Annotated in this window: 9 protein-coding genes; 2 read left to right on the top strand and 7 right to left on the bottom strand. The window is 75.7% G+C overall.

Features of this window, described 5'->3' with window-relative positions; genetic code table 11:
- The first annotated feature begins 207 nt into the window (after nucleotides 1-207).
- Complete coding sequence (locus rosag_RS07465; protein ID WP_284349439.1) at nucleotides 208-2,919, top strand: InlB B-repeat-containing protein; 2,712 nt, start codon at nucleotides 208-210, stop codon at nucleotides 2,917-2,919.
- An 85-nt stretch (nucleotides 2,920-3,004) separates the two neighbouring features.
- Here the strand turns inward: rosag_RS07465 and rosag_RS07460 are convergent, their stop codons facing one another.
- A complete protein-coding gene (locus rosag_RS07460) occupies nucleotides 3,005-4,825 on the bottom strand; it encodes a serine/threonine-protein kinase (RefSeq protein WP_284349438.1) in 1,821 nt (606 codons plus the stop codon).
- Nucleotides 4,826-4,987: 162 nt separating this feature from the next.
- On the opposite strand from rosag_RS07460, the gene rosag_RS07455 reads away from it, so the two are divergent.
- Entirely contained in the window at nucleotides 4,988-5,809 is an 822-nt protein-coding gene (locus rosag_RS07455) for a CsgG/HfaB family protein (protein WP_284349437.1), read from the top strand.
- A 336-nt stretch (nucleotides 5,810-6,145) separates the two neighbouring features.
- Here rosag_RS07455 and rosag_RS07450 read toward each other — a convergent pair whose 3' ends face one another.
- From rosag_RS07450 to rosag_RS07425, 6 genes are all read right to left on the bottom strand, one after another.
- Complete coding sequence (locus rosag_RS07450; RefSeq protein ID WP_284349436.1) at nucleotides 6,146-10,582, bottom strand: InlB B-repeat-containing protein; 4,437 nt, start codon at nucleotides 10,580-10,582, stop codon at nucleotides 6,146-6,148.
- On the bottom strand, nucleotides 10,582-11,772 hold the full coding sequence (locus rosag_RS07445) for a hypothetical protein (RefSeq protein WP_284349435.1): 1,191 nt from the start codon (nucleotides 11,770-11,772) through the stop codon (nucleotides 10,582-10,584). Before rosag_RS07445 ends, rosag_RS07450 begins: the two co-directional genes overlap by 1 nt.
- A gap of 41 nt (nucleotides 11,773-11,813) precedes the next feature.
- Nucleotides 11,814-12,860 carry a CsgG/HfaB family protein gene (locus rosag_RS07440; RefSeq protein WP_284349433.1) on the bottom strand — a complete coding sequence of 349 codons (1,047 nt, stop codon included), beginning with the start codon at nucleotides 12,858-12,860 and terminating at the stop codon, nucleotides 11,814-11,816.
- A gap of 123 nt (nucleotides 12,861-12,983) precedes the next feature.
- A complete protein-coding gene (locus rosag_RS07435; RefSeq protein ID WP_284349432.1) occupies nucleotides 12,984-13,847 on the bottom strand; it encodes a glutaminyl-peptide cyclotransferase in 864 nt (287 codons plus the stop codon).
- Complete coding sequence (mutS, locus tag rosag_RS07430) at nucleotides 13,844-16,555, bottom strand: DNA mismatch repair protein MutS (protein WP_284349431.1); 2,712 nt, start codon at nucleotides 16,553-16,555, stop codon at nucleotides 13,844-13,846. Before mutS ends, rosag_RS07435 begins: the two co-directional genes overlap by 4 nt.
- A 276-nt stretch (nucleotides 16,556-16,831) precedes the next feature.
- Nucleotides 16,832-17,857, bottom strand: coding sequence for an SPOR domain-containing protein (locus tag rosag_RS07425; RefSeq protein WP_284349430.1), 1,026 nt, complete (start codon nucleotides 17,855-17,857; stop codon nucleotides 16,832-16,834).
- Nucleotides 17,858-17,896: the final 39 nt, after the last annotated feature.

Below are 17,896 nucleotides of genomic sequence, written 5' to 3'. Positions count from 1 at the left end.
ACGCGACGGGGCGCGACCGGTCGATCGGTCGCGCCCCGTCGCGTATCCGTCGCGCGTTTGACGGCGAGCTGTACCATTCATACGTTTGCGGCAGTTCGATGGCCACAGTCGTGGCGTCGACGCGACGCGCGGTGACGACGACGTTCCGCGACGCCCAGCGCCCGAGCGTCCGTGCGGACCGACGGCGTCCCTCCCGGCAGACGAGTGATGGCGAGCAGCAGGCAGGTGAACTTCACGGCGACGCGCGCGGCGCTCGCGACGATCGCGCTCCTCGCGTCGGCATGCGACGGCGCGAGCACGACCGAGATCGAGACGCCCCCGACGGTCACGAGCCACCAGGTGCAGGTCGCGTTCGGCGGCGACGGCGCGGGCACGGTGAGCGTCGGCGCGACGAGCGCCGGCTCCACGACGATCACGTGCGCGACGGGCGGCACCGCGTGCGCGGCTCCCGTGCCCGGCGGCACCATGCTGTCGCTGACCGCGGCTCCGTCGGCTGGCAGCACCTTCACCGGGTGGACCGGCGCCGCCGGCTGCGGCACCGCGACCACCTGCGCGATCCGCATCGACGCGCCGCACAGCGTGACGGCGACCTTCGCGCGCATCCCGACGCACGCGCTCAGCGTGCGCGTGATCGGCACGGGCGCGGGCAGCGTGGCGTCGGCGCCGGCGGGGATCGCGTGCACCGGCGCGGGCAGCGGCCTGCAGACCGGAAGCTGCGAGACGTCGGTGATCGTCTCCACCGCGGTGACGCTGACGGCGACGCCGGCGGCGGGGAGCATCTTCCGCGGCTGGAGCGGCGCGGGCGCCGGCGGCTGCGTCGGCACGGGGCCGTGCACGGTGCTGGTGAGCGCCGCGCAGACGGTGACCGCCACCTTCGCGCCCAGCACCGGCGTGCTCGCGATCACGACGGCGGGCGGCGGCACGGGCACCGTGACTTCCGCGCCGGCCGGCGTCGCGTGCGGCACCGATCGCAGCGGCACCTGCGCGTTCGCGTTCGCGTTCGGGAGCGCGGTGACGCTGACCGCGGCGCCGACCGCGGGGAGCGCGTTCATGGGCTGGTCGGGCGCCTGCAGCGGCACCGGCGCGTGCACCGTGACCATCGGCGACGCGCAGGCGGTGACGGCGACGTTCGCGCCGCCGCCGCCGACGATGCACGCGCTGAGCATCGCCTTCGCCGGCATCGGCGACGGCCGCGTGACGTCGACGCCGGCGGGGATCCAGTGCACGCGCACCGGCGGCGGCCAGACGGGCGACTGCGGCACGACGGTCGTCAGCGGCACGACGGTCACGCTCAGCGCGACCCCGTCGGCCGGGAGCGCCTTCCTGGGATGGACGGGTGGCGGCTGCAGCGGGACGGGGCCGTGCACGGTGACGCCGCAGCAGGCCACGACGGTCACCGCCACCTTCGGGGCGGCGCGCCACGCGCTCACGGTCGCGACCGCGGGCACGGGCGGCGGATCGGTCTCGTCGGTCCCGGGCGGCATCACCTGCGCGCGCACGCCGGCGGCGGAGGGCGGCAGCCAGAGCGGCACCTGCGCGGCCACGTTCGACGTCGGGACCACGGTGACGCTGGCCGCCACGCCGACGGTGGGCAGCGCCTTCCAGGGCTGGTCGGGCGGCGGGTGCAGCGGCACCGGCAGCTGCGTGGTGACGCTGAGCGCCGCGCAGGGCGTGACCGCGACCTTCGCCGTCGCCGTCGTGGCCCCGCCGCCGCCGCCCCCGCCGACGGCGTCGTACGCGCTGCTCGTGAGCACGGCCGGCAGCGGCGACGGCGTCGTGAGCTCCGCGCCGGGCGGCGTCGCCTGCGCGCGCAGCAGCGGCGGCCAGAGCGGCGCGTGCGCCGTGAGCTTCACCAGCGGCGCTGCGGTGACGCTCACCGCGACGCCGGCCGCGGGCAGCACGTTCGCCGGCTGGAGCGGCGGCTGCACGGGCACGGGCGCCTGCGTCGTGACGCTGAACGCGACGCAGGCGGTGACGGCGACGTTCACACCCACGCCGGTCGCACCGGCCCCCGTGACGCTGACGGTCGCGACGGCCGGCGCGGGTGGCGGCGGCGTGAGCTCGGCCCCCGCGGGCATCGCGTGCACGCGGTCGGGCGGCGCGTCGAGCGGCACCTGCAGCACCACCTTCGCGAACGGCACGACGGTGACGCTGACCGCGACGCCGACGGCCGGGAGCACGTTCGCCGGCTGGTCGGGCGGCGGCTGCAGCGGCACCGGGTCGTGCGTCGTGGCGCTGAGCGCCGCGCAGACGGTCACGGCGACGTTCGGCATCCCGACGCCGCAGGCGGCGCTGTCGCTCACGCTCACCGGCACGGGCGGCGGCACGATCGCGTGGAGCGCGGCACCGGCCGGCAGCTGCGTGCGCACGGCGCTCAGCGGCACGGCCACCAGCTGCACCCCGAGCTTCGACGTCGGCACCGCCGTGACGCTCACCGCGACGCCCGCGACGCCCGGCAGCTACTTCGTCGCATGGGCCGGCGACTGCTTCGGCAGCGCGCCGACCTGCTCGGTCTCGATGTCCGCCGCGCGCAGCGTCACCGCGAGCTTCCAGTACGACGTGTCGGCGCCGACGCTGACCGTCTCGGGGATCGCCAGCGGCGCCGCGTACGTCACGCACCCGAACATCACGCTCGCCTACGCCGACGACATCGGCTTCGGCGCGGCGCCGCTGCGCATCACCTGGAGCCGGCAGACGCCCGCGAACGCGCTCGTCTGCTTCGTCGGGCTCGACGGCGGCAGCGCGCCGATCTTCGCGGCGGCGACGGGCTCGACCTGCTCGGCGCGCAACGTCGGAGGCGTCGGCGCGATCGCGGCCGCCGGTGCGCCGGCGGGCACGTACACGCTCACCATCCAGTCGGTCGACATGGCCGGCAACGTCAGCACGCCGGTGACGCGCACGTACACGGTCGGCATGTAGCATCGCCCCACGGCACGGCCGGAAGCACGAACGGGCGCCCAGCGATGGGCGCCCGTTCGCGTTCGTGCCGTCGACACACCGTGCGTCAGCAGCTCAGCTGCCCCTCGTAGCGCCGCACGATCTCGCGCTGCTCGCTGGTGCGCGCGCCGGTCTTCGCGGCGCGCAGCGCGGTGCACGCGCCCGCATCGTTGCCGCTCAGCGCGTTCGCCTCCAGCAGCCGGATGTGCGCGTACGTCGAGTCGTCGCGCGTCGCGAGGCGCGGCAGCAGCGCGCGCAGCACCGGGATCGCGGCGCGCGCGGTCGCCTCGTCCACGCGGTCGGGATCGAGCACGGTGGTGAGGCTGTCGAGCGAGCGGCGCGCGGCCGCGCCGGCGGCGGTCGTGCGCGCGCCGCCCGCGGTGCCCGCCGGTCGCGTCGCCGCGGGCGCGGCGGCGGTCGTCGTCGGCGTCGAGACGGCGGGCGTCGCCGGCGCGTTCGTCGGCGGCGCATTCACCGGCGGTGCGGCCGGCGTCGTGCCGGCCGGCGTCGTGCCGGCGGGGGGCGTGGTCGAGTCGACGGCCGCCGTCTGCGTCGCGGCGGGCGGCGATGCGTCGCCAGGGTTTGGTGCCTGGACGTTCGCGAGGGTATCCGTGACCTGGGGGGGGCCCCCCGCGACCGGGCCCTGTGTCTCGCCGTCGCCGCCCTTCCCACCCTTCATCGCGAACACGACGCCCAGCCCCGCCAGCACCGCCACCAGCCCCGCGCCGCCGGCGATCAGCGGCATGCGCGAGCGCGGCTTCGCGCCGGGCGTCGGCGTGATCGGCGTCGGCTTCACGACCGGTGGCACCGGGCCGGCGCCCGCGGCCTGCATCCCCATGCCGGCGGCGGCCGGCGGGACGGTCGGCGGCGCGGCGGCCACCGCCGGCGCGGTCCGCGGCGTCACCAGCGGGCGCACCCCGGTCGACGCGGGCATCCAGTGCTCGATCGCCGCCGACAGCGACCGCGCGAACGTCCCCGCGCTCGCCGGCCGCCCCTCGACGTCGCGCGCCAGCCCCGCGTCCAGCACCGCCTGCACCTCCGGCGGCCAGCCCACCGCGGGCTGCGCGTACGCCAGCGTGCGCGGCGCCTCGGTCAGGCGCGCGGTCATCACGCGCTCGGGCGTCGTCGTGTCGAACGGGAAGCCGCCCGTCAGGCACTGGTAGGCGATGATCGCCAGCGCGTACACGTCGCTCCGCGCGTCCACGTTGCCGCCGAGGAGCTGCTCGGGGCTCATGAACTCGGGCGTGCCGACGACGTACCCCGCCTGCGTCAGCCCCGCCCCGCCCTCCTCGGCGCCCAGCGCCTTGGCGATGCCGAAGTCGACGACCTTGGCGCGCTCCGAGCCGTCCGCGTCCTCGACGATGATGACGTTGTCGGGCTTGAGGTCGCGGTGCACGATCCCCAGCCGGTGCGCGGCGTCCATCCCCTCGGCGATCTGGCGCACGAGCAGCGCGGCGCGGCGCGGCTCCAGCGGCCCGGTGTCGACGAGCAGCTTCTTCAGCGTACGCCCCGGCACGTACTCCATCGCCAGGTAGACCGTGCCGTCGCTCGTCTCGCCGAAGTCGTAGACGCGTGCCACGCGGTCGTGGTCGATGCGGCTCGCACTCGCGGCCTCGCGCGTGAAGCGGGCGACGGCGGCGGCGTCCTTCAGCATCGACGGGCGCAGCACCTTGATCGCGGCCTGCTGCGGCAGGCGCACGTGGCGCGCGAGGTAGACCTTCCCCATCCCGCCCTCGCCCAGCAGGTCGGTGACGAGGTAGCGGTCCGCGACGACCGACCCGATCAGGTCCGCCGTGACCTCGGCCGCGCGCAGCGTGGTGCCGTCGGCGGGGCAGAAGGCGTTGGCGTCGGAATACGTGTTCCCGCAGACCGGGCAGATCTTCGACATGGACCCTCGGGTGGGACGGCGCGCCGCGCGCCGGGAGCAGAACCGGTCAGGAACCGGTGCGGCGGGGGACGATCGGGGGCAAGGGGAGCCCTACCTATTGACGGTCGCGCCGGAGGGGCACGAGCTTGGAGGCGCTACTCTCCCCTCCACGAGGTCTCCCGGATGCACACCCCGCCGCTCGTCCGCCGCCTTTCCGGCTGGTCCCCCGTCCGCTCCGCCGCGCGCCGCCTGGCGTACGGCGCGCTGGTGGCCGGCCTGCTCGCCCCCGCCGCCGCGCCGCTCGGGGCGCAGTCCTCGGACCGGCGGCCGACCGTCGCCGTGCTCCCCTTCGAGAACGGCGCGCTGAAGAACAACGCCGAGTTCGCGCCGCTCAGCAAGGGGATGGCCGAGATGCTCATCACCGCGATGGCGGGCAACCCCGGCGTCCGGGTGGTCGAGCGGGACCGGCTGCAGAAGCTGATCGACGAGCAGAATCTGGGGAGCGGCGACCGGGTGGACAAGGAGACCGCGGTGCGCCTGGGCAAGCTGGTGGGCGCGCACCACATGCTCACCGGCAGCTTCGTGATCGACCCGAAGCAGCGCATGCGCATCGTCGTGCGCTCGGTGAACACGGAGACCTCCGAGATCGAGTACGCCGAGTCGGTGATGGGGAAGGCGGACGACCTGCTGGAGCTGGTGGACCAGCTGGGGACGAAGCTGAACGCGGGGATGAAGCTGCCCGCGATGCCGATCCGCCTCAGCAAGTCGACGCCGGGCGCGCCGGGCGCGCCGGCCGTCGCGGCGCTGGCCACCGAGGCGCCGAAGGGGGGCAACCAGTTCCGCGCGACGATGCTGGTGAGCCGCGCGCTGGAGAAGCAGGACAAGGGCGACACGCAGGGCGCGATCGCGCTCTACAAGAGCGCGCTCGAGGAGTACCCGAACTTCGAGCGCGCGAAGACGCTGCTGGCGTCGGCGGAGCGCGGGCCGGCGCCGGCCACGCCCTGAGCGCCTCGCGCCCATGTGGTGACGACGAAGGGCCGGCTTCCACGTGGAGGCCGGCCCTTTCGACTGCTGCGGACTGCGGGCTGCGGATCCTGCTCCGTGTCTTCGGCACGCATCGACGCGCCCGGGCTGTTCGCCGTTGGTGCGGATGCGGATGCTCCGGATCTGAACGGATCATGCGGATCGCGCCGTGTGGCACATGGGACGTCGCCGCCACGCGGATCGATCCGAGGCATCGCCCTTCAAGATCCGGAGCATCCGCATCCCTCCCAGAGGCACAGGGGACTGGCGCGAGCGATCAGGCCCCGCAGTCCGCAGCCCGCAGTCCGCCGCGGCGTCTCACGGCCTCACGGGTGACCGCTGCCCCGACGGCGGCGCCGGACGGCGGTTCAGGCTCCCGCCGTTGAAGCGCGCGCGCACGAGCGAGAAGGTGCTCGACAGCGTGCACACCGGGTTGGTGCCGAACGACGCGCAGTCGCCCTCCCAGCCCTGGAAGAACGCCGCCCCCGTGGCCGTCGCGGTGAACCGCACCACGTCGCCCGAGAACAGGTTGAGCGTGATCTGGTTGACGCCGAACCCGGGCTGCGAGAACTGCGTCGTGTTGCGGATCGTCTGCATCGAGACCGTGCCGCCGCCCGAGCCGGCGTCGCTCTGGACCTCGAGCGTCGGGTTGAACAGGCTCCCGAAGCGCCCCGTCACCGTCACGTCGGAGCTCATCGTGAACGTGCAGGTCGTGGCCTGCACCCCGGCGCAGGGCGCGCTCCCCGTCCAGCCGACGAAGCCGGAGCCCGGCAGCTGGCCGCTCGCCGTCACCGTGACCGACGTCCCCGTCGTCACCGCGCCGCCCGTCGGCGCGCAGCCGTTGCCGGCGAGGCCCTGGTTCTCCGGCGTGTCGCTGCAGCTCAGCCCCACGTTCGTCGTCAGGAAGCCGCGCTGCGCGCTCTGCGCGTCGAATGCCAGCCGCAGCGTGGACGTCGACGGCACGAACAGCGCGTTCACCGTCTTCGGCCCGTTCATCGGCACGACGCACGGCACCACCGAGCCGGTGCACGCGCCCGACCACGCGCTGAACACGGAGCCCGCCGCCGGCGTCGGCGTGATGCTGACGTTCGCGTTCACCGCGTACGTCGCGCTGCACGTCCCCGACGCGGCGTTGCCGGTGACCGTGCAGCTCATCGCCGGCGTGCCCGCCGGCGACGTCGTCATCGTGCCGGTGCCCGGCGTGATGCTGTTGATCCCGCCGAGCGTCAGCAGCTGCGTTGCCGTGAGGTCGAAGCGCGCGGTGATCGTCCCGCCCACCGTCACCGGCGACAGCGTGCACGTCGTCCCCGTCTGCCCCGCGCACGGGCCGCCCCAGCTCACGAACTGGCTGCCCGAGAACGGCTGCGCGGTGTAGCTGCGCGTCGCGCCCACCGGCGCGACCTCGCTGCACGCGCCGTTGCGGCCGGACAGCGGCAGGTTGCAGGTGCCGAACGAGGTGATCACGCGCCCCTCGCCGGTGGACGCGGAATCGCGATCGAACTCGAGCCCCACCGGCCCCTGGCTCGCGAAGGTCGCGGAGATGCGGCCGTTCGCCGCCGTCACGTCGACGGTGCAAGTGGCGGTGGGCGTGATGCAGGCGACCGTGCCCCACCCGGTGAGCACGTTGCCCGAGGCCGGCGTCGCGACCAGCGTCGCCGTCCGGGTCGGCGAGTGCAGCGAGCAGGTGATGGTGCCGGTGCCGCTGTTCGTGCACGCGGTGTTGGGCCCCGTCACGCCCTGGAGGGCCACCGTCCCGCCGCCGCTCACGTCCACCACCGCCTCGAAGGCGAAGCGCGCACCGACCACGTAGGGCGGATTGCCGGACGTGCGGAACGGGATCGTGCGCGTGCAGACGAGCGCGGTCCCGGCCGCGGCGCACCCGTCGGTCCACCCCTGGAACCCACCCGCCCACTGGGGGGTCGCGGTGAAGGTGATGGTCGAGCCCTCGGGCGCGAAGGCCGAGCAGTGGAAGGTCCCCGGCAGCGCGTCGCACGACAGCAGCTGTCCCGCGCTGCTCCCGAACGCGGTCGCCACGCTGCCGGCACCGGTCCAGCTCACGTCCACGTCCACGAACTCCGGCAGCGCGATGCGCGCGGTGCCACCGGCCGCCGGCGCCGTGAACGTGCACGTCGGGCCCGACGAGGTGCAGAGCCCCGACCACGCGCCGGCGAAGATCTCCATCGTGTGGCTCACCAGCGACAGCGAGACCGTGCTCCCGGTCGCGTACACCGCGTCGCAGGTGCCGGAGATCGCCCCCGTCAAGGGCGCGATCGTGCAGTCGATGCGCTGGTCGCTCGACCGCACCACGCCGCCGCCCGTGTAGCCCGCCACGGGCCGCACGCTCACCATGCCGGTGAGCGCGAAGCTCACGGGCACGCTCACCGACGTCCCCGTCGCGGTGAACGTGCACGGGCCGGTCACCGGTGCGTTGGCGCACGGCCCACCCCACGTCGCCGTGCTGCCGGAGGCCGGCGCCATCGTCAGCGTGATCGGCGCGCCGGCGTCCACCAGCCGCGTGCACGCGTTGGTGCCCTGCGTCGGCCCGAGCGTGCAGAAGGCGCTGCCGTTGAGGCTCACCGTGCCCGCGCCCGAGCCGCCCACGCCGACCGTCAGCGACACCTGCTGCCGCAGGAAGCGCGCGCCCACCGACGCCGCGGTGCGCACCGTGAAGCTGCACGTCGGGCCCGCGGTGCCGGCGCACGCGCCGCTCCACGAGCCGAAGGTGCTGCGCGGGTCCGGCGACGCGTTGAGCGTCAGCGTCGTGCCGATCGCCACCAGCGCGTCGCACGTGCCGGTCGCGTTGGCGCCGCTGATCGTGCACGCGAGGCGGCCGTCGGTCGTGCCGACGGTGCCGCCGCCGGTCGTGTTCGACTCGCCGACGATCGTGATGCGCACCGCGCCCGGCACGAACGTCGCGCCCACTGACCCGTCACCCGAGAGCGTCAGCGAGCAGCTGGGCGACCGCGCGCTGGCGGCGCAGGCGCCGCTCCACCCGGTGAACTCCGACGCCGTCCCCACTTCGGCCGTCAGCGCGAGCGCGCGGCCGACGTCCACGCGCAGCGTGCAGGTCTGGGAGCCCGCGCCCGCCGCCAGCGTGCACCGCTGCCCGTCGACGACCACCGTGCCCGCGCCGGCGCCGCTCACGGCCACCGTCAGCGTCACCTGCCGCCGCGTGAACGTCGCGCCCACCGTGCGCGCCTGGTCCACGGTCACCGTGCACGGTCCGGTGCCGCTGCACGCGCCCGTCCAGCCGGTGAACGTGCTGTTGGCGTCGGGCGACGCGCTCAGCGTGACGACGGTGCCGAGCGGCGCGGTCGCGCTGCACGTGCCGCTGGTCGCGCCGTCGCGCCGCACGCACGCGATCGCGGTGCCCCCCACGCTGCCGCCGACGCTGCCGTCGCCGCTGCCCGCGAGCTCCACGCTGAGCGCCTGCGGGCGGGCGAAGCGCGCGGTCGCGCTGCGCGTCGCCGACGAGATGGTGAGCGTGCACGTCGGGCCCGACGCGGCCGCGCAGTCGCCGCTCCAGCCGACGAACGTGTTGCCCGTCGCGGGCGACGCGGTCAGCGTCACCGTCGTCCCCTCCAGGAACTGCGCCGAGCAGCTGCCGCCGCCCGTCGCGCCGACGGTGCAGGCGATGCCGCCCGGCGTGCTGCCGATCGCGCCCGCGCCGTCGCCGGCGCCGCCCACCACCAGCGTGCGCAGCACGCCGAAGGTCGCGCGCGCGCTGCGCGCCTGGTCGGCCGTCACGACGCACGTCGTCGCGGTCCCCGCCGTGGCGCACGCGTCGCTCCACCCCACGAAGCCCGAGCCCGGGTCCGCGGTCGCGACCAGCGAGACCTGCGCGTCGCCCGCGAAGCTGAACGTGCACGTGCCCGACGTCTGCCCGTTCACGACGCGGCACGAGAGGCCGGCCGGCGTGGAGACGATGGTGCCGCTGCCGCTGCCGCCCGCCACGATCGTGACCGGCGAGGCGCGCGGCACGACGGCGACGTCCACCGACGCGTCGCGGCCGCCGATGCTCGCCGTGATGCGCGCGGTGCCCGGCGCGACCGCGGTGACGACGCCCGTCTGCTCGTTCACCGTCGCGACGGCCGGCGTCGCGCTGGTCCAGCGCGCGGTGCGCCCGGCCACCGTCCCTCCGCTCGGGTCGAGCGCCGCGGCGCTCAGCGTCGCCGACGCGCCGACCTCCAGGCGCAGGCTGCCGTCGGGGCGCGTGACCGATCCCGTCGGCAGGTCCACGCGCACGGTGCGCACCTCGTACAGCGTGACGGCCGCCGGCGCCGCGAGCGTCGCGCCCGGCTGCAGCACGAACGGCCCGATCGCCTGCGTGTCCAGCACGCGGTCGTCCAGGAGCAGCGTCAGCGAGAGCCGCACGACGCAGGCGCCCTCGCCGGTCGCGGCGCGCCGCTGCGCGTCGTTGAGGCAGGCGCCGAGGTCGATCGGCACCGGCACGTCCTGCGTGCGCTCGCTGGTGAGCGGGAAGGTCTGCGTCGACAGCGGCACCTGCGAGCCGTCGGCGCGCTCGTACGTGGCGGACACGCGCAGCGCGGCGACGCCGCCCTGCTGCAGCTGCTGCAGCGCGGGCACGGTGGCCGACAGCGCGAGGCGCGCGGGCGCGAACCCCTTGGTGCCCGGCGCGACGAGGTCCGAGACGCTGCCGCAGGCGGTGAGGCCCGCGGTGGCGGCGAGCAGCGCGGCGGCGAGCGCGTGGCGCGACAGCCGCGCCAGACGCGTGAATCGCGAGAGCGCGCGCATCAGAAGCGGGTGAGGATCGTGAGGCCGGCGGCGCCGCCGGTGTACGACGCGCCGTCGGCGCGCGTGAAGCGCAGCTGGCCCGCCTGCCCGCGCACGAACGGCTGCACGGTGACGTGGCCGAGCGTCTGCGACACGCCGAGCGTCAGCGCGCCGCCGGCGACGCCCGCGGTGGTGAGCGCGTCGTCGAGGTCGAGCCCCGTGTGCCAGCGCCCGTCGATCGCCGTGAACAGGTCGGTGCGCCGCGTGACGGGCAGCGACGCGCGCAGCCCGCCGTCCAGGTAGTTGCCGCTGGAGCCGTCGATGCGCACGCCGTCGCGCGAGAAGGGCGCGCGCCACCGGTTCGTGCCCCACAGCACCAGCTCGCGCAGCCGCGGCGCGGCCAGCTGCAGCTGCAGGTCGGTCGTGAACACGGGCCCGAGCTTCACCTCGGCCAGCGTGATCGCGTCCTGCGACGCGTCGGCGACGGAGCCGGCGCGCAGGCGGTCCTGCGCATACACGTCGGCGGAGAACGCCGCGCTCACGCGATGCCGCCCGAGCAGCCGGTCGGCGCCGAGCGACGCGTGGATCACGTTGCCCGGACGGAAGTCGATGGACGGCGCGCCCGCGACGAGCGCCGCGACGGGCGCGAACTGCCCGCGGATCTCGTACGCGACGCCGCCGGCCAGCGCCCAGCCGCCCGCCTCGCGCGCCAGCAGCACGCCGAGCGTGCCGCTCGGGCCCTGGCCGACGGGCGGCGCCATCAGCGCGAACGCCGGCGCCGCCAGCGCGCGCAGCGCCGTCAGCTGCTCGGCGTCCAGCTCGGTGCGGCCGGTGGGGAGGTTCGCGCCGGCGGTCAGCAGCAGCGCCTCGTCGAACAGGCGGCCGGTCGCGCGCAGCCGCACGTCGCTGAGCCCGGAGATCGTGGACGTCGTGCGCCGCGCGTCGCGCGCGCCCTCGGCCGTCACGCTGCCGGTGCCGTAGACGGTCGTCGCGTCCAGCGTCCACGTGCCGCCGAGCGGCGTGACCGCGGTGATGGGCACGGAGAGCTGCGTCATGCGCGTGATGCGCAGCGAGTCGCCGCCGAGCAGGCTGGGTTGCAGCACGCCGTTGCCGCCGAGCCAGATGCCCTCGGCCGTCACGCCGGCACCCGCGGCGCGGAGGCCGAGCAGGCGGTCCTGCGCGGCGAGCGGGGACGCAACGAGCGTCGCCATCGCAGCGAGCGATGCGAGGCGCATGTGTACGGACATCGCGCTCATGGCCGCGTCACCCGGATGACGACCGTCGCCACCGTGCTCGGGAAGGCGGGATCGGCGGGGCTGCCGGTCGCGCGCACGACCGACGTGATGTAGTCGAGCGGGCGGTTGAGGCGGTCGAGCGTGCCCGCGACGGCCGCGTCCACCGCGCGCACGCCGGGGATCGCGACCGGCGAGCCGGTGGCACCGCTCTCGGCGAGCGCGCGCGCCTGGTCGCTGCGGTCGCGCGCCGCGCGGAACGACGGATCGAGGCGCCGCGCGCGGCGGAACTCCTCGAGCGCGCCACGGAAGTCGCCGTCGAGCTGCCGCTGCACGCCGCGCCCGTAGGCCAGCAGCGCCGCGAGGTTGCGTGTCGGGCGCTCCTCGACGACGCGGCGCTCGGCCGGCGTGAGCACGATCCCGAGCGTCTCGAACAGCCGCAGCGCGAGCTCCTTCTCGGCCGCCAGCACGTCGTTCAGCGGCGCTCTCGCGTCGATCGCCTGCGTCAGCGCGCCGCTGCCGACGTCGGCCACGCGGACGCCGAGTCGCAGCGTGCTCGCGTCGCCCACGGTGCCGACCGAGCCGACGAGCAGCCGCCGCGCCTGCAGGATGCGGCCGACGCGCGGCGCCGTCGCGGAGTCCACGCGCCCCGCCTGCGCGAGGTCGAGCTCGCGCAGCACCTCGCCGAGTCGCGTGCGCTCGACGAGCGTCACGCGTGCGCTGCGCGCGAGGTCGGTGGCCAGCAGGTCCGCGAGCGCGAAGCCGAGCGGCGCCAGCGTCGTGTCGCGCGTGGTGACCGCGAACGGCGGGATGCCGATCACGCCCGCGCCGGCGAGCGTGCCCGCGGCGCGCTCGCGCGCGATCGCGGCGGCGTCGGCGCCGGTGGCGGGAGTGGGCGCCGCGGCGGGCGTGGAGGCGCAGGCGGCGAGGCCTGCGAGGGCAGCTGCGAGGGCAGCTGCGAGGGCAGCGACAGCGAGCGAGCGCAGCGCGGCCGCGGCGGGGCCGCTGCGGCCCGGCGGTCGTACGCCCGGCGCCACCGCGCGGGCGTGTGGTTCGGGCAGACGCACGGGCACCGGTCGGGCGAGGGGAAGCGCGCGTCGCGAGGACGGAGCGCGCGGCCCAACAATGGGCCCGCGTGAGGGGCACGTCAAGCAACGACGTGCCCGCTACACGCGGTCAGCGTCGCGCGGTCAGCGCCGCTCGGGGCGGATCTCGAACATCGCCGGCCACCACTTCCCCGTGACGTAGAGCTTCTTCGTCGTGGTGTCGTACGCGATGCCGTTCAGCACGTCCTCCTTCCCGGTGCGCTGCGACGCGGGGAGGATGCCGGTCAGGTCGATCCAGCCCGTCACCTTGCCCGTCTTCGGGTCGATGCGCGCGATCTGATCGCGCTGCCAGACGTTGGCGAGGATCTCGCCGTCGACCCATTCCAGCTCGTTGAGCTGCGACACCGGCGCGCCCGCGTCGGTGACAGCGATCGTGCGCTGCACCGCGAACGTCTTCGGGTCGAGCACGCGCAGCTGCGCGGTGCCGTCGCTCATGTAGAGCTGCGTGCCGTCGGTCGTCAGCCCCCACCCCTCGCCCGTGTACGTCAGCGTGTCGCGCGGCTGGAAGGTCGCGAGGTCGTAGACGAACGCGCGCCCGTGCTTCCACGTCAGCTGGTAGAGCCGTCCGCCGAGCGCGACGCTCCCCTCGCCGAAGTAGGGCGCGGGCACGCCGCGGCGCAGCTGCACGGCGCCGGTGCGCAGGTCCAGCTTGCGCAGCTCCGACTGCCCATCCATCCCGGTCGTCTCGTAGAGCTGGCCGTCGACGAAGAAGAGCCCCTGCGTGAACGCCTCCACGTCGTGCGGCAGCCGCTCGACGACGACGGCGTTGTAGATCGGCGTGCCGCCCGGCGTCGTCGGCGGCATCGGCGTGGCCGGCGTGGCGGGCGTGCCTGGCGTGGTGGGCGGCTGCGTGGCGGCGGTGTCGGGCGTGCGCGACGCCTCGCCACCGCACCCGGCGAGCAGCGCGGCGACGGCGAGTGCGGACGCGGAGCGGCGGAGCGGGATCACGAGCGCTGGGCCTCGGCGGCGAGGCGCGCGATCAGCTCGAGCGCCTGCATGGGAGTGAGATTGTTCGGATCGACGGTCTTCAGCGATTCGACGACCGGATGTGGCGGCGCTGGCGCGTGCGTCGGCTCCTCGAGGCCGAAGAGCCCCAACTGCGAGCCGGTCGAGCGCCGAGCGCCGAGCGCCGAGCGACGTCCCGTGCTCGGCGCTCGGCGCTCGGCGCTCGGGCTGCCGCCGCGATCGAGCGCGTTTGCCATGTTCGCGCCCTCCCCTTCGAGGAGCGCCAGCACCTCCTTCGCGCGCGCCAGCACCGGAGCCGGCAGCCCCGCCAGCCGCCCGACCTCGATCCCGTACGAGCGATCGGCGCCGCCCGGGATCAGGCGATGGAGGAAGAGCACCTGGTCGCCGACCTCGCGCACCGCGACGGTCATGTTGCGCACCGCGGACAGCTCGTCGGCCAGCGCCACCAGCTCGTGGTAGTGCGTGGCGAAGATCGTCTTGCAGCCGACCTGGTCGTGCAGGTGCTCGCTGACGCTCCACGCGATCGACACCCCGTCGTACGTCGACGTGCCGCGCCCGATCTCGTCGAGCAGCACGAGCGAGCGCCGCGTGGCGGTGTTGAGGATCGCGCTCGTCTCGGTCATCTCGACCATGAAGGTCGACTGGCCGCGCACGAGGTTGTCGCTCGCACCGACGCGCGTGAACAGCCGGTCGACGACGCCGAGCGTGGCGCGCGTGGCCGGCACGAAGCTGCCGACCTGCGCCATCAGCTGAATGAGCCCCACCTGCCGCAGGATCGTGCTCTTACCGGCCATGTTGGGGCCGGTGAGGATGATCAGCCGCGAGTCCTCGGTGAGCCGCAGGTCGTTCGGGATGAACTTCTCGCGCGCCATCATCCGCTCGACCACCGGATGGCGCCCGCCGACGACGTCGCAGTCGAAGCCGTCGGTGAGCGCCGGGCGCACGTAGCCCTCGCGCTCCGCGACCTCGGCCAGCGCGGCCAGCACGTCCAGCTCCGCGACGCGTGCGGCGATGACCTGCAGCCGCGCGATCTCCGCGCCGGCGCGCGTGCGCAGCGCCTCGAACAGCGCGCGCTCGCGCAGCTCGATCCGCTCGGCCGCGTTGAGGACCTTCTCCTCGTACTCCTTGAGCGCCGGCGTGACGTAGCGCTCGCCGCCGGTGAGCGTCTGCCGCCGCTGGTAGTCGTCGGGGACGCGCTCGCGGTGCGCGTTGGAGATCTCGAGGTAGTAGCCGAAGACCTTGTTGAAGCCGACCTTCAGCGACTGGATGCCGGTGCGCGCGCGCTCGGCCGCCTGGATCTCGGCGATCGCGTCCTTGCCGCCGTCGCGCAGCGCGCGCAGCTCGTCGAGCTCCGCGTCGGTGCCGGGCGCGATGGTCGCCTCGTCGCCGAGCTGCAGCGGCGGGCGCGGGACGAGCGCGTTGGAGACCTCGGAGCACAGCTCGGCGCAGTCCTCCCACTTCGCGGCGACGTCCGCGAGGCGACCGGTCGCGCCACCGTCGGCGAGCAGCCGCTCCAGCGCCTGCTTCACCTGCGGCAGCCGGCCCAGCGAGTCGCCGAGCGCGCGCAGCTCGCGCGGCGTCGCACGTCCGGCGGCGGCCTTGGAGGCGAGGCGCTCCACGTCGCGCACGCCGTCCAGCGCCTCGCGCAGCGTCTCGCGCGCCAGCGCGTCGGCGGCGATCGCCGACACCGCATCGAGGCGCGCATCGATCGCGTCGCGCTCCACGAGCGGCGCCAGCAGCCACTGGCGCAGCAGGCGCGCGCCCATCGGCGTCTGCGTGCGGTCGAGCACTCCCAGCAGCGTCCCCGCGCGCTCGCCGTCCACGTCGCCGCCCGGGCGCAGCGACTCCACCAGCTCGAGGTTGCGGCGCGTCATCTCGTCGAGCGGCATCGTCCCGCCCGCGCGCTCGACGCTCGGCCGCGCGAGGTGCGGGAGCCCGCCGGGCTGCAGCTCGCGCAGGTAGCGCAGCAGCGCGCCCGCCGCGCCGACCGCCGCCTCATCGCTGGGGCCGAGCCCGAAGCCCTCGAGCGAGTGGACGGCGAACTGGCGCTGCAGGTCGTCGCGCGCGAGCGACGGATCGAACTCCCACGCCTCGCGCTCGGTCACGAGCACGCCGTCGAGGCCGTGCAGGTGCCGGTCATCCTCGGCGCCGCGCGCGATCAGCACCTCGCGCGGCGACAGGCGCGCGAGCCACGCGTCGGCGTCGCGGCGCGGTGCGACCGCGAGGCGGAACTCGCCCGTGGAGACGTCGGCGGCCGCGACGCCGATGACCGCGCCGTCGCCGCTGCCGGCCAGCCGCAGCGCGCAGAGGAAGTTGTGGCGCGTGCCGTCGAGCAGGTCGTCGGCGAAGGCGGCGCCGGGCGTGATGGTCTCGACGACCTCGCGGCGCACGAGGCCCTTGGCGAGCTTCGGGTCCTCGACCTGCTCGCAGATGGCGACGCGGTAGCCGCGCTGGACGAGGCGGCGCAGGTACTCGCTGCACGCCTTCACGGGGATGCCGGCGAGCGGCACCTCGGCGGCGCCGCCGTTGTTGCGGCTGGTGAGCGTGAGCCCGAGGACGCGCGAGGCCAGCTCGGCGTCCTCGTAGAACATCTCGTAGAAGTCCCCGACGCGCGCGAAGACGATCGCGCCCTGGCTGGACGCCTTGGCGGCCCGCCACTGCTGCATCAGGGGGGTGTCCTGCTGCTCCATCACCGCCATGCTCGACCGACGCTCACCGGGATTCGCGTTCCGCACCGGGCGGTGGCCGCCCGGGAGGGCCGTCGGGCGGCCCCGAGCGAAAGATAGCGGCGCCGGTGCGCGGCCGGCGCATGGCGGAACGCCGCATCGCGCCCCCCGAAACGACCGATCCCCGAGTCTCCCATTCGGGGCTCGGGGACCGATCGGCATTGGTGCATCCCTGGGGGCAGGGGCGCTGCGGCAGAAAGACGAAGCAAACTTCGGTCCGTCACGACCGCACGCGCGACCTCAGGGCTCGGCGTCCGTGACGAACCCGCGCATCCCCTTCCCCGCCAGCTCGCGCTGCGCCGCCACCGCCTCCGCCCGCGTCGCCCAGCGCCCCACGCGCACGCGGAACGGCCTCGCGTCGCCGCTCACGCGCGCCTCGACCCCGCGCGCCACCAGCCGCGCCGCCATCGCCTCCGCGTCCGGCCGCCGGTCGTAGGCCGCGAGCTGCACCGTCCAGCGCGCGCCACCCGCCGCGGGGCGCGGGGTGGACGCGGGCACCGGCGTCGCGGGGGTCGGCGCCGCGTTGGAAGGGTTGGGTGCGACGGGCGTCGCGGTGGTATCGGTAGCTCGGCGGGGGCCCCCGGCGGGCGGCGCAGCGCTCGGCGCGACGGCCGGCGCGGCGCCGCTGTCCGCCCCCGCGCCCCCGCTCCCCACCGCCACCGTCAGCTCACAACCCGGCAGCCGCCGCCGCAGCGCCACCACCTGCCGCGCCACCGGATCGCCCGGCAGCGCCGACCCCGCGGCCTCGTTCAACGTCGTGCACGCGGTGCGCGCGTCGCCGGCGTCCAGCTGCGCGCGCGCCAGCCAGTAGCTCGCCCGCGCCCGCGGCGCTCCCTCCGGCTGATCGCGCCGCAGCCGCTCCAGCCGCTCGCGCGCCTCGGCCGGCCGGCCGCGCGCCAGCTCCAGCTGCGCCAGCCGCAGCGACGCGTCCACCGCCCGCGGCGACGCCGGGAACTCCACCGCCAGCGTGCGCAGGTCGCGCTCCGCCGACGCCCCGTCGCGCGCCAGCGACGCGCGCCACCACAGCGCCTCGGCGTACGCGGGCGACCCGGCGGCGGCCGCCGACAGCAGCGAGTCCACCAGCGCGCGCCCCGCCGCGCCACGCCCGGACTCCACCAGCGCGCGCGCCCGCGCGTACGGCGCGCCCACGGGCGACGACTCGGGCAGCGGGCCGGTGGTGCCCTGCGCGCCGGCGCGCGCGGCGGGCGTCAGCGCGAGCGTGGCCGTCGCGGCCAGCGCGGCGAGGAGAGCGCGGGGATCGGACACGGCGGGAGCGGCGGTACGAGGAGTCACGCCGGCAAGATA

The organism is Roseisolibacter agri (assembly GCF_030159095.1).
Lineage (GTDB): Bacteria > Gemmatimonadota > Gemmatimonadetes > Gemmatimonadales > Gemmatimonadaceae > Roseisolibacter > Roseisolibacter agri.
Note: the sequence above shows the minus strand (reverse complement) of the source record. Positions and strands in the feature narration are given on the sequence as shown.

Bases quoted from the DNA above. Each gene is read 5' to 3' on its own strand.
- rosag_RS07465 (WP_284349439.1), top strand. From the start codon at position 208: ATGGCGAGCAGCAGGCAGGTGAACTTCACGGCGACGCGCGCGGCGCTC.
- rosag_RS07460 (WP_284349438.1), bottom strand. From the start codon at position 4,825: ATGTCGAAGATCTGCCCGGTCTGCGGGAACACGTATTCCGACGCCAAC.
- rosag_RS07455 (WP_284349437.1), top strand. From the start codon at position 4,988: ATGCACACCCCGCCGCTCGTCCGCCGCCTTTCCGGCTGGTCCCCCGTC.
- rosag_RS07450 (WP_284349436.1), bottom strand. From the start codon at position 10,582: ATGCGCGCGCTCTCGCGATTCACGCGTCTGGCGCGGCTGTCGCGCCAC.
- rosag_RS07445 (WP_284349435.1), bottom strand. From the start codon at position 11,772: ATGGCGACGCTCGTTGCGTCCCCGCTCGCCGCGCAGGACCGCCTGCTC.
- mutS (WP_284349431.1), bottom strand. From the start codon at position 16,555: ATGGAGCAGCAGGACACCCCCCTGATGCAGCAGTGGCGGGCCGCCAAG.